Below are 15424 nucleotides of genomic sequence, written 5' to 3'. Positions count from 1 at the left end.
CGTCGGTCGGGTCGGTAGATGCAAAAAGGCCCCGCCGGAGCGGGGCCTTGTCACATCCGGGTGATGGCCGGATCTTACACCGAGAAGGAAGACCCGCAACCACAGGTGGTGGTGGCGTTCGGATTGCGAATCACGAACTGCGCCCCTTCCAGACCCTCGGTGTAGTCGATCTCGGCGCCGACCAGATACTGGTAGCTCATCGGATCGATCAGCAGCGTCACGCCGCCGTTCTCAACCATGGTGTCACCGTCGTTGACGTTCTCGTCGAAGGTGAAGCCATACTGGAATCCGGAGCAACCACCGCCAGTCACGAACACGCGCAACTTCAGGTTGTCGTTGTTCTCCTCCTCGATCAGGCTTTTGACCTTCGAGGCGGCGGAATCGGTGAAGATCAGGGGGGACGGCATGGCTTCGGTCGTCTGTGTCGCGCTCATGACGTTTACTCTCCGTAAAATTCGGACTATTGCGTTGGCCTTCAGACTATCATTAACCTACAAAACAGGTCAAGAATTGCCGCCGGCCGCCTGTTGTTCGTGCTGCTCGCCCGCCGGCTGGCCCTGCTTGTATTCCAGCTTGGGCTTGCCGCCCTTCTGGTGAACGAGATTGCCGTTGATTTCCGCCCCGACGGCCATTTCGATCAGGTTGTAGTAGACGTTGCCCTGGATACGCGCCTTGGTGGCCAGTTCGATGTGCTCGGAGGCATACACGTCGCCTTCCACCATGCCGTTGATCACCTGGTTCGGCACGTGCACCTCGCCGTTGATCTGCCCGTTCTCGCTCAGGATCAGCATCGAGGCGTCGTCCTCCGCCGTCACGTTGCCGGTCACCTTGCCTTCCACGTGCAGGCCGCCGGAAAAGCTGACGTCGCCCTTCACATGGGTATGCCGGCCGATCAGGGTGTCGATCTTGGCACTTTCGAACTTTTTCTGTGGTTTTCCAAACATTTACTTATTCCCATTGAGCGTCTTGGCCCAGTCATAATCGCGGTCGATGGAATCGAGGCGACGCGAACTGGGCCGAACCCGGACCTCGATCTTCTGCGGTTCGAAGCCTACCGGAAGCTTGATGTTGCCATCAATACTCTGGAAATACTTGAAGGAGAACTTCAGTCGCTTCTGATCCCCGCCTGTCAGCTTGCTCAGATCGAGGGTGGTCTGCGCGCCGTTCAGCATACCGACGAGCGAGATGTCGGCACTGCCCCGTGCCACCAGACCGGCACCACGCACCTGGGTAAGCACCAGCGAGTAGGCGTATTCACCGGAGCCGTCGCCCGTCTCCAGCGAGAGGTTCTGCACATGCAGGCCCGGCTGCATCTTGGACGGCGAGACGATGCTCTTGTAAAAGGCCAGCTCTTCCTTCAGATCGGAAATCTGATTTTCCAGCTGGGTGAGGGTCTGCTTCACCTCGGAGGACGACTGGGTGGCGATCTTGTTGCTGCTGCTCAGGCTCGCGACCTTTTGCAGCAGATCCCGGTTCTGTCCTTCCAGATACTTGACCCGGTCATGCAGACGGCTGGTTTCGACCTGCAGCCGCCCAGTCTGATAGCCGCTGGCCGCAAACCCCAGCTCATACATGCCCCAACCGAGCAGAATAACCACCAGGGCCAGAAACGCCTGCCTGAGACGCTGCCTCATCGGGTCGTGATGCTTGAGACGGTAACCCTTCTCGTGCTTCGGCGGGAACAGCGGCGGCAGTTTCATCATCGGACTCAGGGCAGAAGTGCGGGCTGTTCCAGCCCGAGCGTTTCGGGCAAACCGAACATCAGGTTCATGTTCTGTACCGCTTGTCCGGCGGCACCCTTGACCAGATTGTCGATGACGGACAGCACTACAGCCCGACGCCCGTTTCCGGGACGATGCACGGCGATACGGCACATGTTGGCACCGCGCACGCTGCGCGTTTCGGGCAGGGATCCCGGCGGCAGCACGTCGACGAAGGGCTCGCCGCGATAGCGGGATTCGAAAACGGCCTGGAGGTCGACCTCCCCGGCATTCAGGTCCGCATACAGGGTGGCCAGGATACCGCGGATCATGGGCAGCAGGTGCGGCACGAAGGTCAGCTCGGCCTGCGGCGCGACCTGCGCCAGGGTCTGCATGATCTCGGGCAGGTGCCGGTGCCCGGCGACGCCGTAGGCCTTGAAATTGTCACCCGCCTCGGCGAGCAAGTGCTGCTGAACGGGCTTGCGGCCGGCACCCGAGACGCCCGACTTGGCGTCGGCCACCAGGCTCCCGACATCGACCAGACCCGCCTCCAGCAACGGCAGCAGGCCCAGTGTCACGGCGGTGGGATAACAACCGGGATTGGCCACCAGCCGGGCGGACCGGATACGGTCTCGATTGATCTCCGGCAGGCCGTACACCGCTTCGGACAGCAGCTCCGGGCAGGCATGGGACATGCCGTACCACTGCGACCAGACCGCGGCATCCGCCAGACGGAAGTCGGCGGCCAGATCAATGACCCGTACGCCGGCCTCAAGCAGACCGGGCACGGCGTGCATGGCGACGCCGTTCGGCGTGGCGAAAAACACGACATCGCATTCGGCCAGCGGCGCCTCGTCGCGATCGCTGAAAGTCAGATCGGTGTGGCCGCGCAGGTTGGGAAACGCCTCGTCGATGCGCTGCCCGGCCTGCTCGCGGGAAGTGGCCGCCGCCAGTTCGGCCTGAGGATGGGAAACGAGCAGGCGCAGCAGTTCGACGGCGGTGTAACCCGTGCCACCAACGATGCCGATGCGAATCTTGCTCATGCCGTACGCAGGTTCCCGTAGCGTATGTGTTGCCAAGCCGGGAATCTTACGGGGCCGGCCAGACCTTTACCAGTCCAGACGGGTGGAATTGTGCCATTGCGAGTGTGGAATGTTACACTTTCGCGGCGCGGCGACGCTCGCCGTGCATATAACTCAAATTTCCTGTCCGTTACATGCACCCGCTGCGCGAGTTCGCCAAAGACCTTTTATCCGCGGAGGTCTGGAAAGCACGCCTTGTCTTTTGGGCGGGCGCGATCGTGGTCGGCCTGGTCGCCGTCTTCTTCGCCAAGGCGGCCGATTACGCCAACGGGCTGTTCCGCCACCTGATCACGTACTCGCCCTGGCTGCCGCTCGCCGTCACCCCCATCATTCTGATGCTGGTCGCGTGGCTGACCATCCGGTTCTTCCCCGGTTCACAGGGCAGCGGTATTCCGCAGGCCATGGCCGCGCTCGAGATGCGCGAACAGGCCCTGCGCCAGCCGCTGCTTTCGCTGCGCATCGTGATCGGCAAGATCGTCCTTACCCTGCTCGGCCTGCTGAGCGGCGCCTCCATCGGCCGCGAGGGTCCGACCGTGCACATCGGCGCCTCGATCATGTTTTCGATCGGCCGCCTGGCCAAGTTCCCGTTCCACTACATGGACCGCGGCCTCATCCTGGCCGGCAGCGCGGCGGGCATCGCGGCCGCGTTCAACACCCCGCTGGCCGGGGTGGTGTTCGCCATCGAGGAAATGAGCCGCTCCTTCGAGGAGCGCACCAACGGCACCCTGATCACCGCCGTTATCATCGCCGGCGTCACGGCGGTCGCCCTGCTCGGCAACTACACCTATTTCGGCACCACCGACGCCACCCTGGGCGCCGAAAGCCCCTGGCCGGCGGTCTTCATCTGCGGCGTCGCGGGTGGCCTGCTGGGCGGCCTGTTCAGCCTGATCATCGTCCGGGGCACACGCTGGCTCGCACCCTGGCAACGGCGGCGCCCCCTGCTGATCGCCATCGGCTGCGGGCTGGTGATCGCCGCAGCCGGCGTGCTGTCAGGCAGCCAGACCTACGGCACGGGTTACGAAGAGGCGCGCGAACTGCTGACCCAGACCGGCACCCTCGGCAGCAGCTACTTTTTTTACAAATTTCTGGCCACGGTCGCCTCTTATCTGAGCGGCATCCCCGGCGGCATCTTCGCCCCGTCGCTGGCCACCGGCGCCGGACTGGGGGCGGTCATCGGACACTGGCTGCCGGGCACGCCGATCGCGGTGGTCATCCTGCTCGGCATGGTCGGCTATTTCGCCGGCGTGGTGCAGACCCCGATCACCTCCTTCGTAATCGTGGTGGAGATGACCGCCAACCACGAACTGGTGCTGCCGCTGATGGCGACCGCTTTCATCGCCTATGTCGTCTCCAAGCTGATCTGTCCCACCGCGATTTATCAGGAACTTGCCATCGCCTTCCGCCCCCCGCAGGAAGCACCCAAACCCGAGGGGGAAGATGAAGCGAAGCCAGCGCCCGCCTCGGAGCGGGGAACCCCCTGACGCCCGCCGCGGTCTGACAGCCCCGGGCACCCGCGATCCTTCGTGGCACATGCCTTATACTTGTTCACCTGCTCGTGGAGTACGGTACGCACATGAAAACCAAGGATATTTTCATCAGCGTCTTCGCCATCGCCCTGATCGGCGGGCTGCTGGCGCTGTGGCTTGCGCCCTCCGGCATGCGCAAGGCCCCCGACATCCATTTCACGACGCTGGACGGCCGCCAGATGAGCCTGGCCGATCTGCGCGGGCGGCCGGTACTGGTCAACTTCTGGGCCACCACCTGCCCCGGCTGCATCAAGGAAATGCCCGAACTGGTCAAGCTATACCGGAAATTCTCCCCGCAGGGTCTCGAGATCATCGGCGTGTCGATGTCCTACGACCCACCGGACCAGGTGCGCGCCATGCAGGCGCTCAGAAAACTGCCCTATCTGTTGACCATGGACACCGACGACAAGATCGCCAAGGCCTTCGGCGAGATCCGGCTGACCCCGACCTCGTTCCTGATCGCCCCGGACGGTACCATCGTCTACCAGAAGCTGGGCGAGCTGAATTTCAAGCACATCGAGCAGACCATCAGCGGCCTGCTGCCCGCCAAGGCCAAGGAATCGGCCTGAGATGTTTCTCTGGATCAAGGCCCTGCACGTGATCTTCATGGTCACCTGGTTCGCCGGCCTGTTCTATCTGCCCCGGCTGTACGTCTATCACGCGCAGGAAATGACGCCAGAGACCGGCACCCTGTTCAAGGTCATGGAACGGCGACTGTTTTTCATCATGACCCTGGGCGGGTCACTGACCGTGCTGTTCGGGCTGTGGATGCTGATCTGGCAGTGGGGGTACTACGGCCACCAGGTGTGGATGCACGTCAAGCTGACCCTGGTGGTTCTGCTGATCGGCTACCACGCCTGGTGCTGGAAGCTGATGCGCGACTTCCGCGCCGACAGGAACCGGCACAGCCACCGCTGGTACCGCTGGTTCAACGAGTTTCCCAGCATCCTGCTCATCCTGATCGTCATCCTGGTGATCGTGAAACCCTGAGCAGTTTCAGGTCTTGCCGGCCCGCACCAGGCCGCCCAGCCCGGCCCCGATCAGCGCCTCGTTCAACAGTGCACGCACTGCGGCGGGTTCCTCGCGCCGCAGTGCCTCCTCCGCCAATGCCCGGGCCTGCGCGTCGCTGAAACTGCGCACCACCCACTTGATGCGCGGCAGCATGGCGGCACTGACGCTCAGGCTGTCCACGCCCATGCCCAGCAACAACAGGGCCGAGGCGGGGTCGCCGGCCATTTCCCCGCACACGCTCACTGGCTTGCCGGCGCCATGCGCGCCCTCCACGGCCTGCACGAGGGCACGCAGCACCGCCGGGTGCAGTGCGTGGTACAGCCCCGCGACGCGCGGGTTGTTGCGATCCACCGCCAGCAGATACTGGATCAGGTCATTGCTGCCGATGCTCAGGAAATCCACGTGCCGGGCCATCGCCCCGGCCAGGTAGACGGCGGAAGGCACCTCCACCATGACGCCGACCTGCGGCATGACGATGTCATGGCCTTCCTCGCTCAGCTCGTTGCGCGCCCGCTCCAGCAATGCCAACGATTCCGTCAGTTCGCTGACCGAGCTGACCATGGGCAGCAGCACGCGCAGGTTGCCCAATCCCTCGCCGGCCAGCAGCATGCCGCGCAGCTGGGTGACGAAGATCTCCGGATGATCGAGGGTGAGGCGAATGCCGCGCCAGCCCAGAAAGGGATTGTCCTCGTGCACGGGGAAATAAGGCAGGGGTTTGTCGCCGCCCACGTCCAGGGTGCGCAAGGTGACGGGGCGCGGTGCGAACGCGGACAGCACCTGGTGGTAGATCTGACGTTGGGCCTCCTCGCCCGGGAACCGGTCGCGCGCCATGAACGGCACCTCGGTCCGGTACAGGCCGATGCCGTCCGCGCCGGAACGCAATGACGGACTGATATCGGACAGCAGGCCGGTGTTGGCGTAGACCGGCACCTCGCGTCCGTCCTTCATGGCGGCCGGCTGGTAGGCCTCCTTGCGCAGGCCTTCGTCAAGCTGCCGCTCTTCGGTGGCCAGGCGTTCGAATTCGGACTTGAGCTGCGGATTGAGGCGTATGTAGACGCGCCCCACATAGCCGTCCACGACGACCTCGCGCCCTTCCAGGCGTCCCACCGGCAGGTCCGCCACCCCCATCGTGGCCGGAACGCCCAGGGCGCGGGCGAGAATCGCCACGTGCGATGAGCCGGAACCGTGCGCCGACACCAGACCCACCAGACGCTCCGTCGGCACCTCGGCCAGTTGCGCGGCGGTGAGTTCCTCGCCGATCAGCACCGTGCGCGCGGGATACTCGTGATGATCGCGCACATCCGACTGCAGGTGGGCCAGCACCCGCCGGCCCAGGTCGCGGATGTCCGTGGCCCGCTCGCGCAGGTATTCGTCTTCCATGGAAGCGAAGCGACGTGCATGCTCGCGCACGGTCTGCGCCAGCGCACCCTCGGCCCACTGCCCCTCACGAATGCGGACACGCGCCTGCTCCAGCAGCGCACCATCCTGCAGAATCATCGCATAGGCATCGAACAGGGCGCGTTCGTCCTCGGGCAGGTGCGCGCCGAGGGTGTCCTTGAGCGCGATCAGGTCCGCGCGCGCCGCCTGGGCGGCGGCGTCCAGGCGGGCGAGCTCGCCCTCCGGATCGTCGCTGTCACGCTCGGGAACGGCGTCCAGGTCGCTGGGGCTGTAGGCCACCACCACCTCGCCGATGCCCACGCCGTTCGCCCCGGGCACACCGCTCAGAAAACGCGGCTCCTCGGAGAGCTTGGCCTCGCGCAGGGCCCGGATCTCGCCACTCATCTCGGCGTGGCCGATCGCCGCCGCCAGCTGCGCTGCCAGGGTGAGGAGAAAGGCCACGTGCTCGTCGTCGAAGCGGCGATGCTCGCGCTGCTGAACCACCAGCACGCCCTGCAGCTGGCGGTGATGAATCACCGGCACGCCCAGAAAGGCGTGATAACGCTCCTCGCCGGTTTCGGGAAAGTACTTGTAACGCCGATGCGCCGGGGCGTCGTCCAGGTTGACCGGTTCCGCCCGCTGGGCCACCAGGCCGACCAGCCCTTCGGTGAAGTCCAGCCTGACGCGGTAAACGGCATCGGGATTGAGGCCCTCGGTGGCCATCAGCACCAGGGTGTCCTGGCCGGGCAGCCGCAGGTAGATCGAACAGACGTCGACCGCCAGGGCGCGGCGCGTCTGAGTGACGACGAGCTGCAGCGCCTCGGTGAGATCGGCAGCGTCGTTAACGTCCTGAACTATACGGCGCAGAATACCCAGCACGTGATCCGAACCCTATGGGTAAGAAAAGCAAAGCAATGTCGGCCGTCCATGCCAGCATGATCCAAGCTACTCTTCCAGTATCTTGTGCAGACAGGGTTCGAGTTCACTCAAGGCGCGTTGATAGACCTTGCGCTTGAAAAACACCACCTCGCGGGCGGGCCGCCAGTAGTCGATCCAGCACCAACTGTCGAATTCCGGGTGTTCCGAGGCATCCAGCTGCACGCAGGCTTCATCCCCGATCAGACGCAGCAGGTACCAGCGCTGTTTCTGCCCGATGCAACGCGGCCAGCTGTTGCGGCGAATCAGATGCCGTGGCAGCCGGTAACGCAGCCAGCGCCGGGTCCAGCCGATCACCTCGACATGTTCGGGAAGCAGGCCCGTTTCTTCCTGCAGCTCACGGAAAAGCGCGTCGCGGGGAGTCTCGCTGGACTTGATCCCGCCCTGGGGAAACTGCCAGGCATCCTGCCCTGTGCGCTTGCCCCAGAATAAACTGCCGTCACGATTGCAGAGGATGATACCGACGTTGGCCCTGAACCCTTCGGAATCAATCACCTGTATTGCCCTTGACCATACCTTCCATGATTCGATTTTTCCACACTCGTTGCGACCCGGCAAATGTCTTGGCGCGCCGTTCCCGTTACAATCCGCCCTTTTGCAAACGGACGGAGGATTCCGCGTGGCGCTGGCCATTTTCGATCTCGATCACACCCTGCTGCAGGGCGACAGCGATTACGAGTGGGGACGCTTTCTGGTGCGCCTGGGTGTAGTTGACGGGGAAACCTACGAACGCACCAACCTGGCCTTTTACGAGCAGTACAAGGCCGGCACGCTCGATATCCACGAATTCGCGCGTTTCGCCTTCCGCCCCCTGGCGGAAAACCCGGTGGCGCAGCTTCAGGCCTGGCGCGTGCAGTTCATGGAAGAAGTGATCCTGTCGATGATCAGCGCCGGCTCCCGGGACCTGCTCGATACGCACCGCGGCCGCGGCGACACCCTGTTGATCATCACCGCCACCAACCGTTTCGTCACCGAGCCGATCGCCCGCGAACTGGGGGTCGACCACCTGCTGGCCACCGATCCCGAATTCCACGGCGGCCGCTATACCGGACGCATCGCCGGCGTACCCTGTTTCCGCGAGGGCAAGGTCACCCGGCTGCAGCAATGGCTGGAGGAACACGGCCGCAACCTGCAGGACAGCTGGTTCTACAGCGACTCCCACAACGACCTGCCGCTGCTGGAACTGGTCGACCATCCCGTGGCCGTGGACGCCGACGAGCCGCTCACCCGGATCGCAGGGGAGCGTGGCTGGCGGACGCTGTCGTTAGTCGGCTGAAGCCGTCCCGCCAAAGGCCTCGGCCATGGCGCGGACACGCCCGGTGGCAGGCAGCGAGGACTTGCCCGCCGCGTCGATGGCGGCCACAAACCCCGCGAAGAATTCGGGCAACGCCTTGACCAGCTGCTGCTTGCGCAGGCGGCCCGTGCCCTGCACCGGCCACATGCCGCGCTTGGTGCCGTTAGGCAGGGCGTCGCAGACCTTCAGCCCCCAGCCTTCGGTATTCACGTCCCATACATGGTGACGCACCATCAGCCGGTAAACATGTTCGGCATGCATGTCGGCCATGCCTACGCCCGGTCCTTCGAACTCCACCTGCAGCTCGGTGGCCAGCCGCTCCATTTCGGCATCCAGCTCGGTCAGGGCCTGATCCAGTTCGGCATTGACCCATACCGTATCGGCCTCAGCGGCCCGGGCAAGCACTTGGATGTAATCGCTCATATCCAACTCAGACAGTAGGTTGTCGAAAAGGGGGGCGAAGATAGCACGGATGGAGGCGCTCATCCTCTCCTGACGGGCTCAGACCTCGACCGGGTCGGTCATGCGCCTGGGCTGGCCCAGGGCGTAGCCCTGGGCGTAGTCCACGCCCAGCTCCTGCAGCAGAGGGATCACGGCCTCGTCTTCCACCCATTCCGCGATGGTGCGGATACGCATCACGTGCCCGAGGCGGGTGACGGCGGCCACCATTTCGCGATCCACCGGATCGCTGAGCATGTCCTTGACGAAGGCGCCGTCGATCTTGAGATAGTCGACCGGCAGGTTCTTGAGATAGCCGAAGGAGCTCAACCCGCTGCCGAAGTCGTCCAGGGCGAAGCGGCAACCGAGTGCCCTGAGTTCCTGCATCAACTGGCGGGCCTTGACCAGGTTGCTGATGGCCACGGTTTCGGTGACCTCGAAACAGATCTCCCCGAAATCGATGCCGAATTCCTCGCCGGCAGAGCGGATGTAGTGATAAAGCCCCTCGTCGTTGAGCGAGGCGCCCGACAGGTTGATGGTGACCACGCGGCGGCGCGTGGGCTGGCCGTGGCAGCATCCCGCCTTGAGCGCCTCGAAGGTGGAATGCACCACCCAACGATCGATGGCGGGCATGAGGTCGTAGCGTTCCGCGGCCGGCAGGAAGGCATGGGGCAGGATGGTACGGCCGTCCTCGTCGATCATGCGCAGCAGGATTTCCCAGTGCTCGCCCTCCTCGTCCGCCTCGTGCGACAACGGCCGGATCGGCTGGCGGTAAAGCTGCAGGCGGTTGTCCTTCAGGGCGTTACTGATACGCGACACCCACTGCATCTCCCCCTGCCTGCGTGCCAGCAGTTCGTCCGTCGCCTCGTAGACATGCACGCGGTTGCGGCCGGAATCCTTGGCTGCATAACAGGCCACGTCAGCGGCGCTCATCAGACTCGCCAGGTTGTCGCTCAAGGCGGTAATCGGCACGACGCCGACGCTGACCCCGATCTCGAAGCCCTTGCCCTCCCAGACGAAACGGGTATCGCGAATGGCCTGACGCAGCTTGTCGGCCACCTGCACGGCCTCTTGCAGCGGACAGTTTTCCAGCAGCACGCCGAATTCGTCCCCACCCAAGCGGGCCAGCACGTCGCCCTCGCGCAGCGATTCGCGCAGCAGGATGGACAGTTGCTTGAGTAGTTCGTCCCCGGCCTGGTGACCGCAGGTGTCGTTGACGAGCTTGAACTGGTCGAGATCCAGGTAACACAAGGCGTGGTGATGATCCTCCTCCTGGGCGGAGACCAGCGCCGAATCCAGCAGTTCCTCGAACTTGCGGCGGTTGTACAGCCCCGTCACCAGGTCGTGGCTGGCCTGATAGGTCAGCTGCCGGGTGAGTCGGCGCGCATGGCTGACATCCTGAAACACCGCCACGGCGCCGATGATCTCGCCTTCCTGATTACGCATGGGCGCCGCATTGGCCTCGATGGCGATCTCGGTATCGTTGTGCCGCACCAGCACGGCATGCCGCGATACGGTCACGACGTTGCCGGTGCGCAGGCATTCCTGCACGGGATCGGGAATCACGATATCCGAGTTTTCGCGGTGCAGGCGTGCGATCTCCTCCAGCGGCCGGCCCAGCGCTTCGAGCACGCCCCAGCCCAGCAGGCGCACGGCCGCCGGATTCATGTACTGCACCCGGCCCTGCTCGTCCGTGGTAATCACCGCATCCGTGATCGAATTCAGCGTCACCTCGGCGCGCTCCTTTTCGTTCGACAGCGCCGCCTCGGCACGATTGGCCTGCTTGAGCGCGTGCTGCAGGTCGCGCTGCTTCTCCACCACCGAATCCAGCGCCCGATTGATGAAGCTGGCGAGAAACCCGAATTCGTCGCGGCGGGACTCGTCGAAACGCGCGGCCGTATTGCCCTCCGCGAATGCATTGGCGCTGGCCACCATTTCCCCGAAGGGTTTGGAAAGGAGATTTTGCAGGACCTTTTGCAGGATCAGGGCGAATACGAACACCAGCGCGCCGACGGCAAGCAGGGTGCGGTTACGCATGTCGCGCGCGGCGCGCCCGTAGTCGGGCAGGTAGAAGATCAGCTGGAAGCCGGGCCTCCCTGCGGTGACGATTTTCTGAGAAAGCGTTTTGACATCACCGGTCGGCGCCCCGCTGTCGATGTGGCGCCGGCCCTGTTCCAGGCGCAGGGCACTGAAGCGGAAATCCGTCCGGATATCGTTGAGGTAATCTTCGACCAGACGCTGCTGGGGATCGTGGAACGGGGCCCAGTCCACGCGGCGTAGCACCTCGGCGATCTCGTAGGTGGCCCGCTCGGCGTTCGCCGCGTAACGCGCGTCGATGTCCTGCTCGCGCGAATGCAGCAGCAGGACCGCGACCAGCAGGCCCACCAACACCATTCCCCAAAAAACGATACCGGCGATCCGAACCGGCAGCCTCGTCGCAAACTGAGGCAGCTGGGGGCCGGACGTCACTTAAATCCGAGCCATCTGATAAAGGCCATGACCGGGCAGACGCCGCTGACGCCGGCACCGAGAATAGCGAACGCCATGAACCAGGGAAAGGCCCACAGCCATTCATAGAGCAGGATATAGGTCAGCAGCAGCATGCCGCCGATCACCAGACGCCAGACGCGCTCTGCGTCGACTGTCGTGAAACCCGGCAGTGCGGCTGCGGCCACGCCGGATGCCGTTACGTCTGCGGGCGCCGCCCGGACCGGGCCTTTCAGCAGCCCAAACAGCAGCGGAATGCGCAGATTGGTCAACCCTTCGAAGAGCAGAACCCCGATCACCGTATACACCAGCACAGCCTCGTTGAAATACAGGAGCACCAGCAGCAGGGCCCCTAACAACAGGCGATAGGTTCTGTCAGTCATTTCACTCATCCCCCCGATTCTGTTCTTTATGTCGTCGCGCCACCTCCTTCGACGCTGATTGGCGGTCCGTGGGGTCGGACCGTGGCTCCGCCTAGATTTCCATCATTTCGAAGTCTTCCTTGCTCGCCCCGCACTCAGGGCACGTCCAGTTGAGAGGGATATCTTCCCACTTGGTTCCGGGCGCAATCCCTTCGTCCGGCAACCCTTTGGCTTCATCATAAATAAACCCGCATATGACACACATGTATTTCTTCAAAGCAACCGTCCTCTCAGGTACCTGAATTGCGAGGCATTTTCTCACATTTTTCATATCCCCGAAAAAGCGCAGACGTTAACATACCCATCAGGCATGACGAGCACGAGGCCATCATGAGCGACGCTTACCTCACCGATGAGGACGACGAGGACATCCGCGTCGTCATGACCATCGCCGGCCTGGACCCCAGCGGCGGGGCCGGACTCTCCGCCGACATCGAATCCATCGCCAGCCAGGGATGTCATCCCGCACCGGTCGCCAGCTGCATCACCGTGCAGGATACGGTCGACGTCCAGGGTATCTCCCCGCTTTCACCCGAGCTGCTGATCGATCAGGCCCGGACCGTCCTGGAGGACATGCCGGTACATGCCGTCAAGCTGGGCCTGCTGCCGAACATCGAACTGATCACCGCGGTGCACGGCATCCTGGTCGACTATCCGGACATCCCCGTCATCCTCGACCCGGTGCTCTCCGCCGGCGGCGGCCGCAGCCTCACCGATGCCGAGACCGTGGAGGCGATGCGCCTGCTGCTGGTCCCCCTCGTCACCCTGCTGACCCCGAACAGTCACGAGGCCCGCCTGCTCGCGCCCGAGGCGGACGACCTCGACGCCTGCGGCATGACCCTGCTGGAACAGGGCGCGCAACACGTCCTCATCACGGGGACCCACGAAGTCACCGCCGAAGTGCACAACGTGCTCTACGGCGGCAACCGCATACTCGAGCGCTACACCTGGCCGCGCCTGGAAGGCGAATATCACGGCTCCGGCTGCACGCTGGCCTCGGCGGCCGCCGGCCTGCTCGCCCAGGGCGAAACCATCCCGGGTGCCGTGCAGGAAGCTCAGGAATATACCTGGCAGGCGCTGCAGCACGGCTACCGGCTCGGAATGGGACAACTGCTGCCCAGCCGGTTGTTCTGGACCGAGGAATCGCAGGAATATGGCAGCTGAGGTCAGCGCACCCGACCGGCCGCCGCTCCGGGGTGTCTATGTCATCACCGACCGGACCCTGATCCCGCCCGGACATCTGGAACAGGCCGTCGAGGCCGCCCTGCGCGGCGATGCCGCGCTGGTCCAGTACCGCGACAAGAGCAACGACCAGATTCGCCGCACGCAGGAAGCCCGGGCCCTGGCGGCGCTATGCCAGCGTTACGAACGCCCCCTGATCGTCAATGACGACATCGAACTGGCCGCACAAACCGGCGCCGACGGTGTCCATCTCGGCGCGGACGACGCCTCCATCGCCCGCGCCCGGACGACCCTGGGCCCCAAGGCGCTGATCGGCGTTTCCTGTTACGACTCGCTGCAACGCGCCCGGGACGCCGCGGCACAGGGCGCGGACTATGTCGCCTTCGGCAGCCTGTTCCCATCGCCCACCAAACCGCAGGCGGCGCGCGCACCGCTGACATTGCTCGGCCAGGCCCGGGAGAAGCTGGACGTTCCCGTCTGCGCCATCGGGGGTATCGATGCCACCAATGCCGCGCGCGTCATCGCGGCCGGCGCCGACTTGATCGCCGTCATCAGCGCCGTCTTCGGTGCCGAAGACATCGAGGCCGCAACCCGCCGCCTGGCCGCTCTGTTCCCGGCGGACTGAAACCATTGTGTAGAATGTTGGGCTTTCCAAGCCACACCATCTGATCTGCCATGAATCGCAGCCACACCCAGTTTTCCCAAGCCCAGGTCCATATTCCCGGCGGCGTCAACTCGCCGGTGCGCGCCTTCAAGAGCGTGGGTGGCGACCCCGTCTTCATCGACCACGCCCAGGGCGCCTATCTCTTCGACACCGACGGCAAACGCTACATCGATTACGTCGGTTCCTGGGGCCCCATGATCCTCGGCCACGCCCATCCCGAGGTGATCGCCGCCGTCCAGGCGGCCGCCGCAAAAGGCCTGAGCTTCGGTGCGCCCACCACGCTGGAAACCGATATGGCGGACCGCGTCTGCGCCCTGGTTCCGTCCATGGAACAGGTACGCATGGTGAGCTCCGGCACCGAGGCCACCATGAGCGCCATACGCCTGGCGCGGGGCTATACGGGGCGCGACAAGATCGTCAAATTCGAGGGCTGTTACCACGGCCACGGCGATTCGTTGCTGGTGAAGGCCGGCTCGGGCGCCCTGACTCTCGGCGTACCCAGCTCGCCCGGCGTGCCGGCCGCCCTGGCGGAGCACACCCTCACCCTGCCCTACAACGACATCGCCCAGGTCGAGGCCACCTTCGACAACCTGGGTGACCGGATCGCCTGCATCATCGTGGAACCGGTGGCGGGCAACATGAACTGCATCCCGCCGGTGCCCGGTTTCCTCGAAGGTCTGCGCAGCGTCTGCGACCGCCACGGCGCGTTGCTGATCTTCGACGAGGTGATGACCGGATTCCGGGTGGCGTTAGGCGGCGCCCAGGCCCTGTACGGGATCACCCCGGACCTCACCACCCTGGGCAAGGTCATCGGCGGTGGCATGCCGGTGGGCGCCTTCGGCGGCCGTGCGGAGATCATGGCTGAGCTCGCCCCCCTGGGGCCGGTTTACCAGGCCGGCACCCTGTCCGGCAATCCCATCGCGATGACCGCCGGCCTGAAGACCCTGGAGCTGATCGCCCGGCCCGGCTTCCACGACGAACTGACCCGTATGACCGAAGTGCTTACGGACGGCCTGCAGACGGTTGCCGGTGAAGCAGGCATCCCCCTGACCACGCAACGCGTGGGCGGCATGTTCGGCATCTTCTTCAGCGAGGAAGACCCCATCACCTCGTTCGAACAAGCCACGCGCTGCGACAGCGAACGCTTCAAGCGCTTTTTCCACGGCATGCTGGACGCCGGCGTGTATCTGGCGCCGTCAGCCTTCGAAGCGGGATTCGTCTCGACGGCCCATACCGGCGACGACCTGGACCGGACCCTGGATGCGGCCCGGCAGGTGCTCAAGACATTGTAGGAACAGGAACACT

At 64.4% G+C, this 15424-nt stretch carries 17 protein-coding genes; 7 read left to right on the top strand and 10 right to left on the bottom strand.

Annotated elements, in window-relative coordinates:
- Nucleotides 1-74: 74 nt before the first annotated feature.
- The 4 genes from erpA to argC all read right to left on the bottom strand — a co-directional run bounded on the left by erpA (nucleotide 75) and on the right by argC (nucleotide 2743).
- Complete coding sequence (gene erpA / locus P8Y64_01465; GenBank protein MEJ2059143.1) at nucleotides 75-434, bottom strand: iron-sulfur cluster insertion protein ErpA; 360 nt, start codon at nucleotides 432-434, stop codon at nucleotides 75-77.
- 69 nt (nucleotides 435-503) lie between these two features.
- Complete coding sequence (locus tag P8Y64_01460; GenBank protein ID MEJ2059142.1) at nucleotides 504-944, bottom strand: polymer-forming cytoskeletal protein; 441 nt, start codon at nucleotides 942-944, stop codon at nucleotides 504-506.
- On the bottom strand, nucleotides 945-1700 hold the full coding sequence (locus tag P8Y64_01455) for a hypothetical protein (GenBank protein ID MEJ2059141.1): 756 nt from the start codon (nucleotides 1698-1700) through the stop codon (nucleotides 945-947). It abuts the gene before it with no gap.
- 8 nt (nucleotides 1701-1708) lie between these two features.
- Nucleotides 1709-2743 carry an N-acetyl-gamma-glutamyl-phosphate reductase gene (gene argC, locus P8Y64_01450; protein MEJ2059140.1) on the bottom strand — a complete coding sequence of 345 codons (1035 nt, stop codon included), beginning with the start codon at nucleotides 2741-2743 and terminating at the stop codon, nucleotides 1709-1711.
- A 173-nt stretch (nucleotides 2744-2916) separates the two neighbouring features.
- Between argC and P8Y64_01445 the strand changes: the two genes are divergently transcribed.
- From P8Y64_01445 to hemJ, 3 genes are all read left to right on the top strand, one after another.
- Nucleotides 2917-4263, top strand: coding sequence for a chloride channel protein (locus tag P8Y64_01445; protein MEJ2059139.1), 1347 nt, complete (start codon nucleotides 2917-2919; stop codon nucleotides 4261-4263).
- A 92-nt stretch (nucleotides 4264-4355) separates the two neighbouring features.
- Nucleotides 4356-4877 (top strand): TlpA disulfide reductase family protein, encoded by a 522-nt coding sequence (locus P8Y64_01440; protein ID MEJ2059138.1) that lies wholly within the window; start codon nucleotides 4356-4358, stop codon nucleotides 4875-4877.
- Between the two features lies 1 nt (nucleotide 4878).
- On the top strand, nucleotides 4879-5298 hold the full coding sequence (gene hemJ, locus P8Y64_01435) for a protoporphyrinogen oxidase HemJ (GenBank protein ID MEJ2059137.1): 420 nt from the start codon (nucleotides 4879-4881) through the stop codon (nucleotides 5296-5298).
- A 6-nt stretch (nucleotides 5299-5304) separates the two neighbouring features.
- Here hemJ and ptsP read toward each other — a convergent pair whose 3' ends face one another.
- Complete coding sequence (gene ptsP, locus P8Y64_01430; GenBank protein MEJ2059136.1) at nucleotides 5305-7575, bottom strand: phosphoenolpyruvate--protein phosphotransferase; 2271 nt, start codon at nucleotides 7573-7575, stop codon at nucleotides 5305-5307.
- 66 nt (nucleotides 7576-7641) lie between these two features.
- Nucleotides 7642-8127: an RNA pyrophosphohydrolase gene (locus P8Y64_01425; protein MEJ2059135.1), complete on the bottom strand. Its 486-nt coding sequence runs from the start codon at nucleotides 8125-8127 to the stop codon at nucleotides 7642-7644.
- Between the two features lie 124 nt (nucleotides 8128-8251).
- On the opposite strand from P8Y64_01425, the gene P8Y64_01420 reads away from it, so the two are divergent.
- Nucleotides 8252-8908 carry an HAD-IB family hydrolase gene (locus P8Y64_01420; GenBank protein ID MEJ2059134.1) on the top strand — a complete coding sequence of 219 codons (657 nt, stop codon included), beginning with the start codon at nucleotides 8252-8254 and terminating at the stop codon, nucleotides 8906-8908.
- On the opposite strand, the gene P8Y64_01415 is transcribed toward P8Y64_01420, so the two are convergent.
- The 4 genes from P8Y64_01415 to P8Y64_01400 form a co-directional block, all read right to left on the bottom strand.
- Nucleotides 8897-9349, bottom strand: a complete 453-nt coding sequence (locus P8Y64_01415) for a hypothetical protein (protein ID MEJ2059133.1) — start codon at nucleotides 9347-9349, stop codon at nucleotides 8897-8899. The genes P8Y64_01420 and P8Y64_01415 overlap by 12 nt on opposite strands.
- Before the next feature lie 78 nt (nucleotides 9350-9427).
- Complete coding sequence (locus P8Y64_01410) at nucleotides 9428-11749, bottom strand: EAL domain-containing protein (protein ID MEJ2059132.1); 2322 nt, start codon at nucleotides 11747-11749, stop codon at nucleotides 9428-9430.
- 80 nt (nucleotides 11750-11829) lie between these two features.
- Nucleotides 11830-12234 carry a hypothetical protein gene (locus P8Y64_01405; protein MEJ2059131.1) on the bottom strand — a complete coding sequence of 135 codons (405 nt, stop codon included), beginning with the start codon at nucleotides 12232-12234 and terminating at the stop codon, nucleotides 11830-11832.
- A gap of 91 nt (nucleotides 12235-12325) precedes the next feature.
- Nucleotides 12326-12478 (bottom strand): rubredoxin, encoded by a 153-nt coding sequence (locus P8Y64_01400; GenBank protein MEJ2059130.1) that lies wholly within the window; start codon nucleotides 12476-12478, stop codon nucleotides 12326-12328.
- A 125-nt stretch (nucleotides 12479-12603) separates the two neighbouring features.
- Here P8Y64_01400 and P8Y64_01395 point away from each other — a divergent pair, with 125 nt between their 5' ends.
- Genes P8Y64_01395 through hemL form a run of 3 tightly spaced genes read left to right on the top strand, consistent with a single transcriptional unit; the run spans nucleotide 12604 to nucleotide 15411 of the window.
- The gene (locus tag P8Y64_01395) at nucleotides 12604-13437 is read left to right on the top strand and encodes a hydroxymethylpyrimidine/phosphomethylpyrimidine kinase (protein ID MEJ2059129.1); all 834 of its coding nucleotides are present in this window, start codon (nucleotides 12604-12606) and stop codon (nucleotides 13435-13437) included.
- Nucleotides 13427-14080, top strand: a complete 654-nt coding sequence (gene thiE, locus P8Y64_01390) for a thiamine phosphate synthase (GenBank protein ID MEJ2059128.1) — start codon at nucleotides 13427-13429, stop codon at nucleotides 14078-14080. Before P8Y64_01395 ends, thiE begins: the two co-directional genes overlap by 11 nt.
- A gap of 50 nt (nucleotides 14081-14130) precedes the next feature.
- On the top strand, nucleotides 14131-15411 hold the full coding sequence (gene hemL / locus P8Y64_01385) for a glutamate-1-semialdehyde 2,1-aminomutase (GenBank protein MEJ2059127.1): 1281 nt from the start codon (nucleotides 14131-14133) through the stop codon (nucleotides 15409-15411).
- The last annotated feature ends 13 nt before the right edge of the window (nucleotides 15412-15424 follow it).

It is taken from the genome of Gammaproteobacteria bacterium, from assembly GCA_037388465.1.
Classification (GTDB): Bacteria; Pseudomonadota; Gammaproteobacteria; order SpSt-1174; family SpSt-1174; genus JARRKE01.
This window is presented reverse-complemented; position numbering and strand designations above follow the sequence as displayed.

What these genes read in the sequence shown, in the direction of transcription:
- erpA (MEJ2059143.1), bottom strand. Translation starts at nt 434, where the DNA reads ATGAGCGCGACACAGACGACCGAAGCCATGCCGTCCCCCCTGATCTTC.
- P8Y64_01460 (MEJ2059142.1), bottom strand. Translation starts at nt 944, where the DNA reads ATGTTTGGAAAACCACAGAAAAAGTTCGAAAGTGCCAAGATCGACACC.
- P8Y64_01455 (MEJ2059141.1), bottom strand. Translation starts at nt 1,700, where the DNA reads ATGAAACTGCCGCCGCTGTTCCCGCCGAAGCACGAGAAGGGTTACCGT.
- argC (MEJ2059140.1), bottom strand. Translation starts at nt 2,743, where the DNA reads ATGAGCAAGATTCGCATCGGCATCGTTGGTGGCACGGGTTACACCGCC.
- P8Y64_01445 (MEJ2059139.1), top strand. Translation starts at nt 2,917, where the DNA reads ATGCACCCGCTGCGCGAGTTCGCCAAAGACCTTTTATCCGCGGAGGTC.
- P8Y64_01440 (MEJ2059138.1), top strand. Translation starts at nt 4,356, where the DNA reads ATGAAAACCAAGGATATTTTCATCAGCGTCTTCGCCATCGCCCTGATC.
- hemJ (MEJ2059137.1), top strand. Translation starts at nt 4,879, where the DNA reads ATGTTTCTCTGGATCAAGGCCCTGCACGTGATCTTCATGGTCACCTGG.
- P8Y64_01415 (MEJ2059133.1), bottom strand. Translation starts at nt 9,349, where the DNA reads ATGAGCGATTACATCCAAGTGCTTGCCCGGGCCGCTGAGGCCGATACG.
- P8Y64_01405 (MEJ2059131.1), bottom strand. Translation starts at nt 12,234, where the DNA reads ATGACTGACAGAACCTATCGCCTGTTGTTAGGGGCCCTGCTGCTGGTG.
- P8Y64_01400 (MEJ2059130.1), bottom strand. Translation starts at nt 12,478, where the DNA reads ATGTGTGTCATATGCGGGTTTATTTATGATGAAGCCAAAGGGTTGCCG.
- P8Y64_01395 (MEJ2059129.1), top strand. Translation starts at nt 12,604, where the DNA reads ATGAGCGACGCTTACCTCACCGATGAGGACGACGAGGACATCCGCGTC.
- thiE (MEJ2059128.1), top strand. Translation starts at nt 13,427, where the DNA reads ATGGCAGCTGAGGTCAGCGCACCCGACCGGCCGCCGCTCCGGGGTGTC.
- hemL (MEJ2059127.1), top strand. Translation starts at nt 14,131, where the DNA reads ATGAATCGCAGCCACACCCAGTTTTCCCAAGCCCAGGTCCATATTCCC.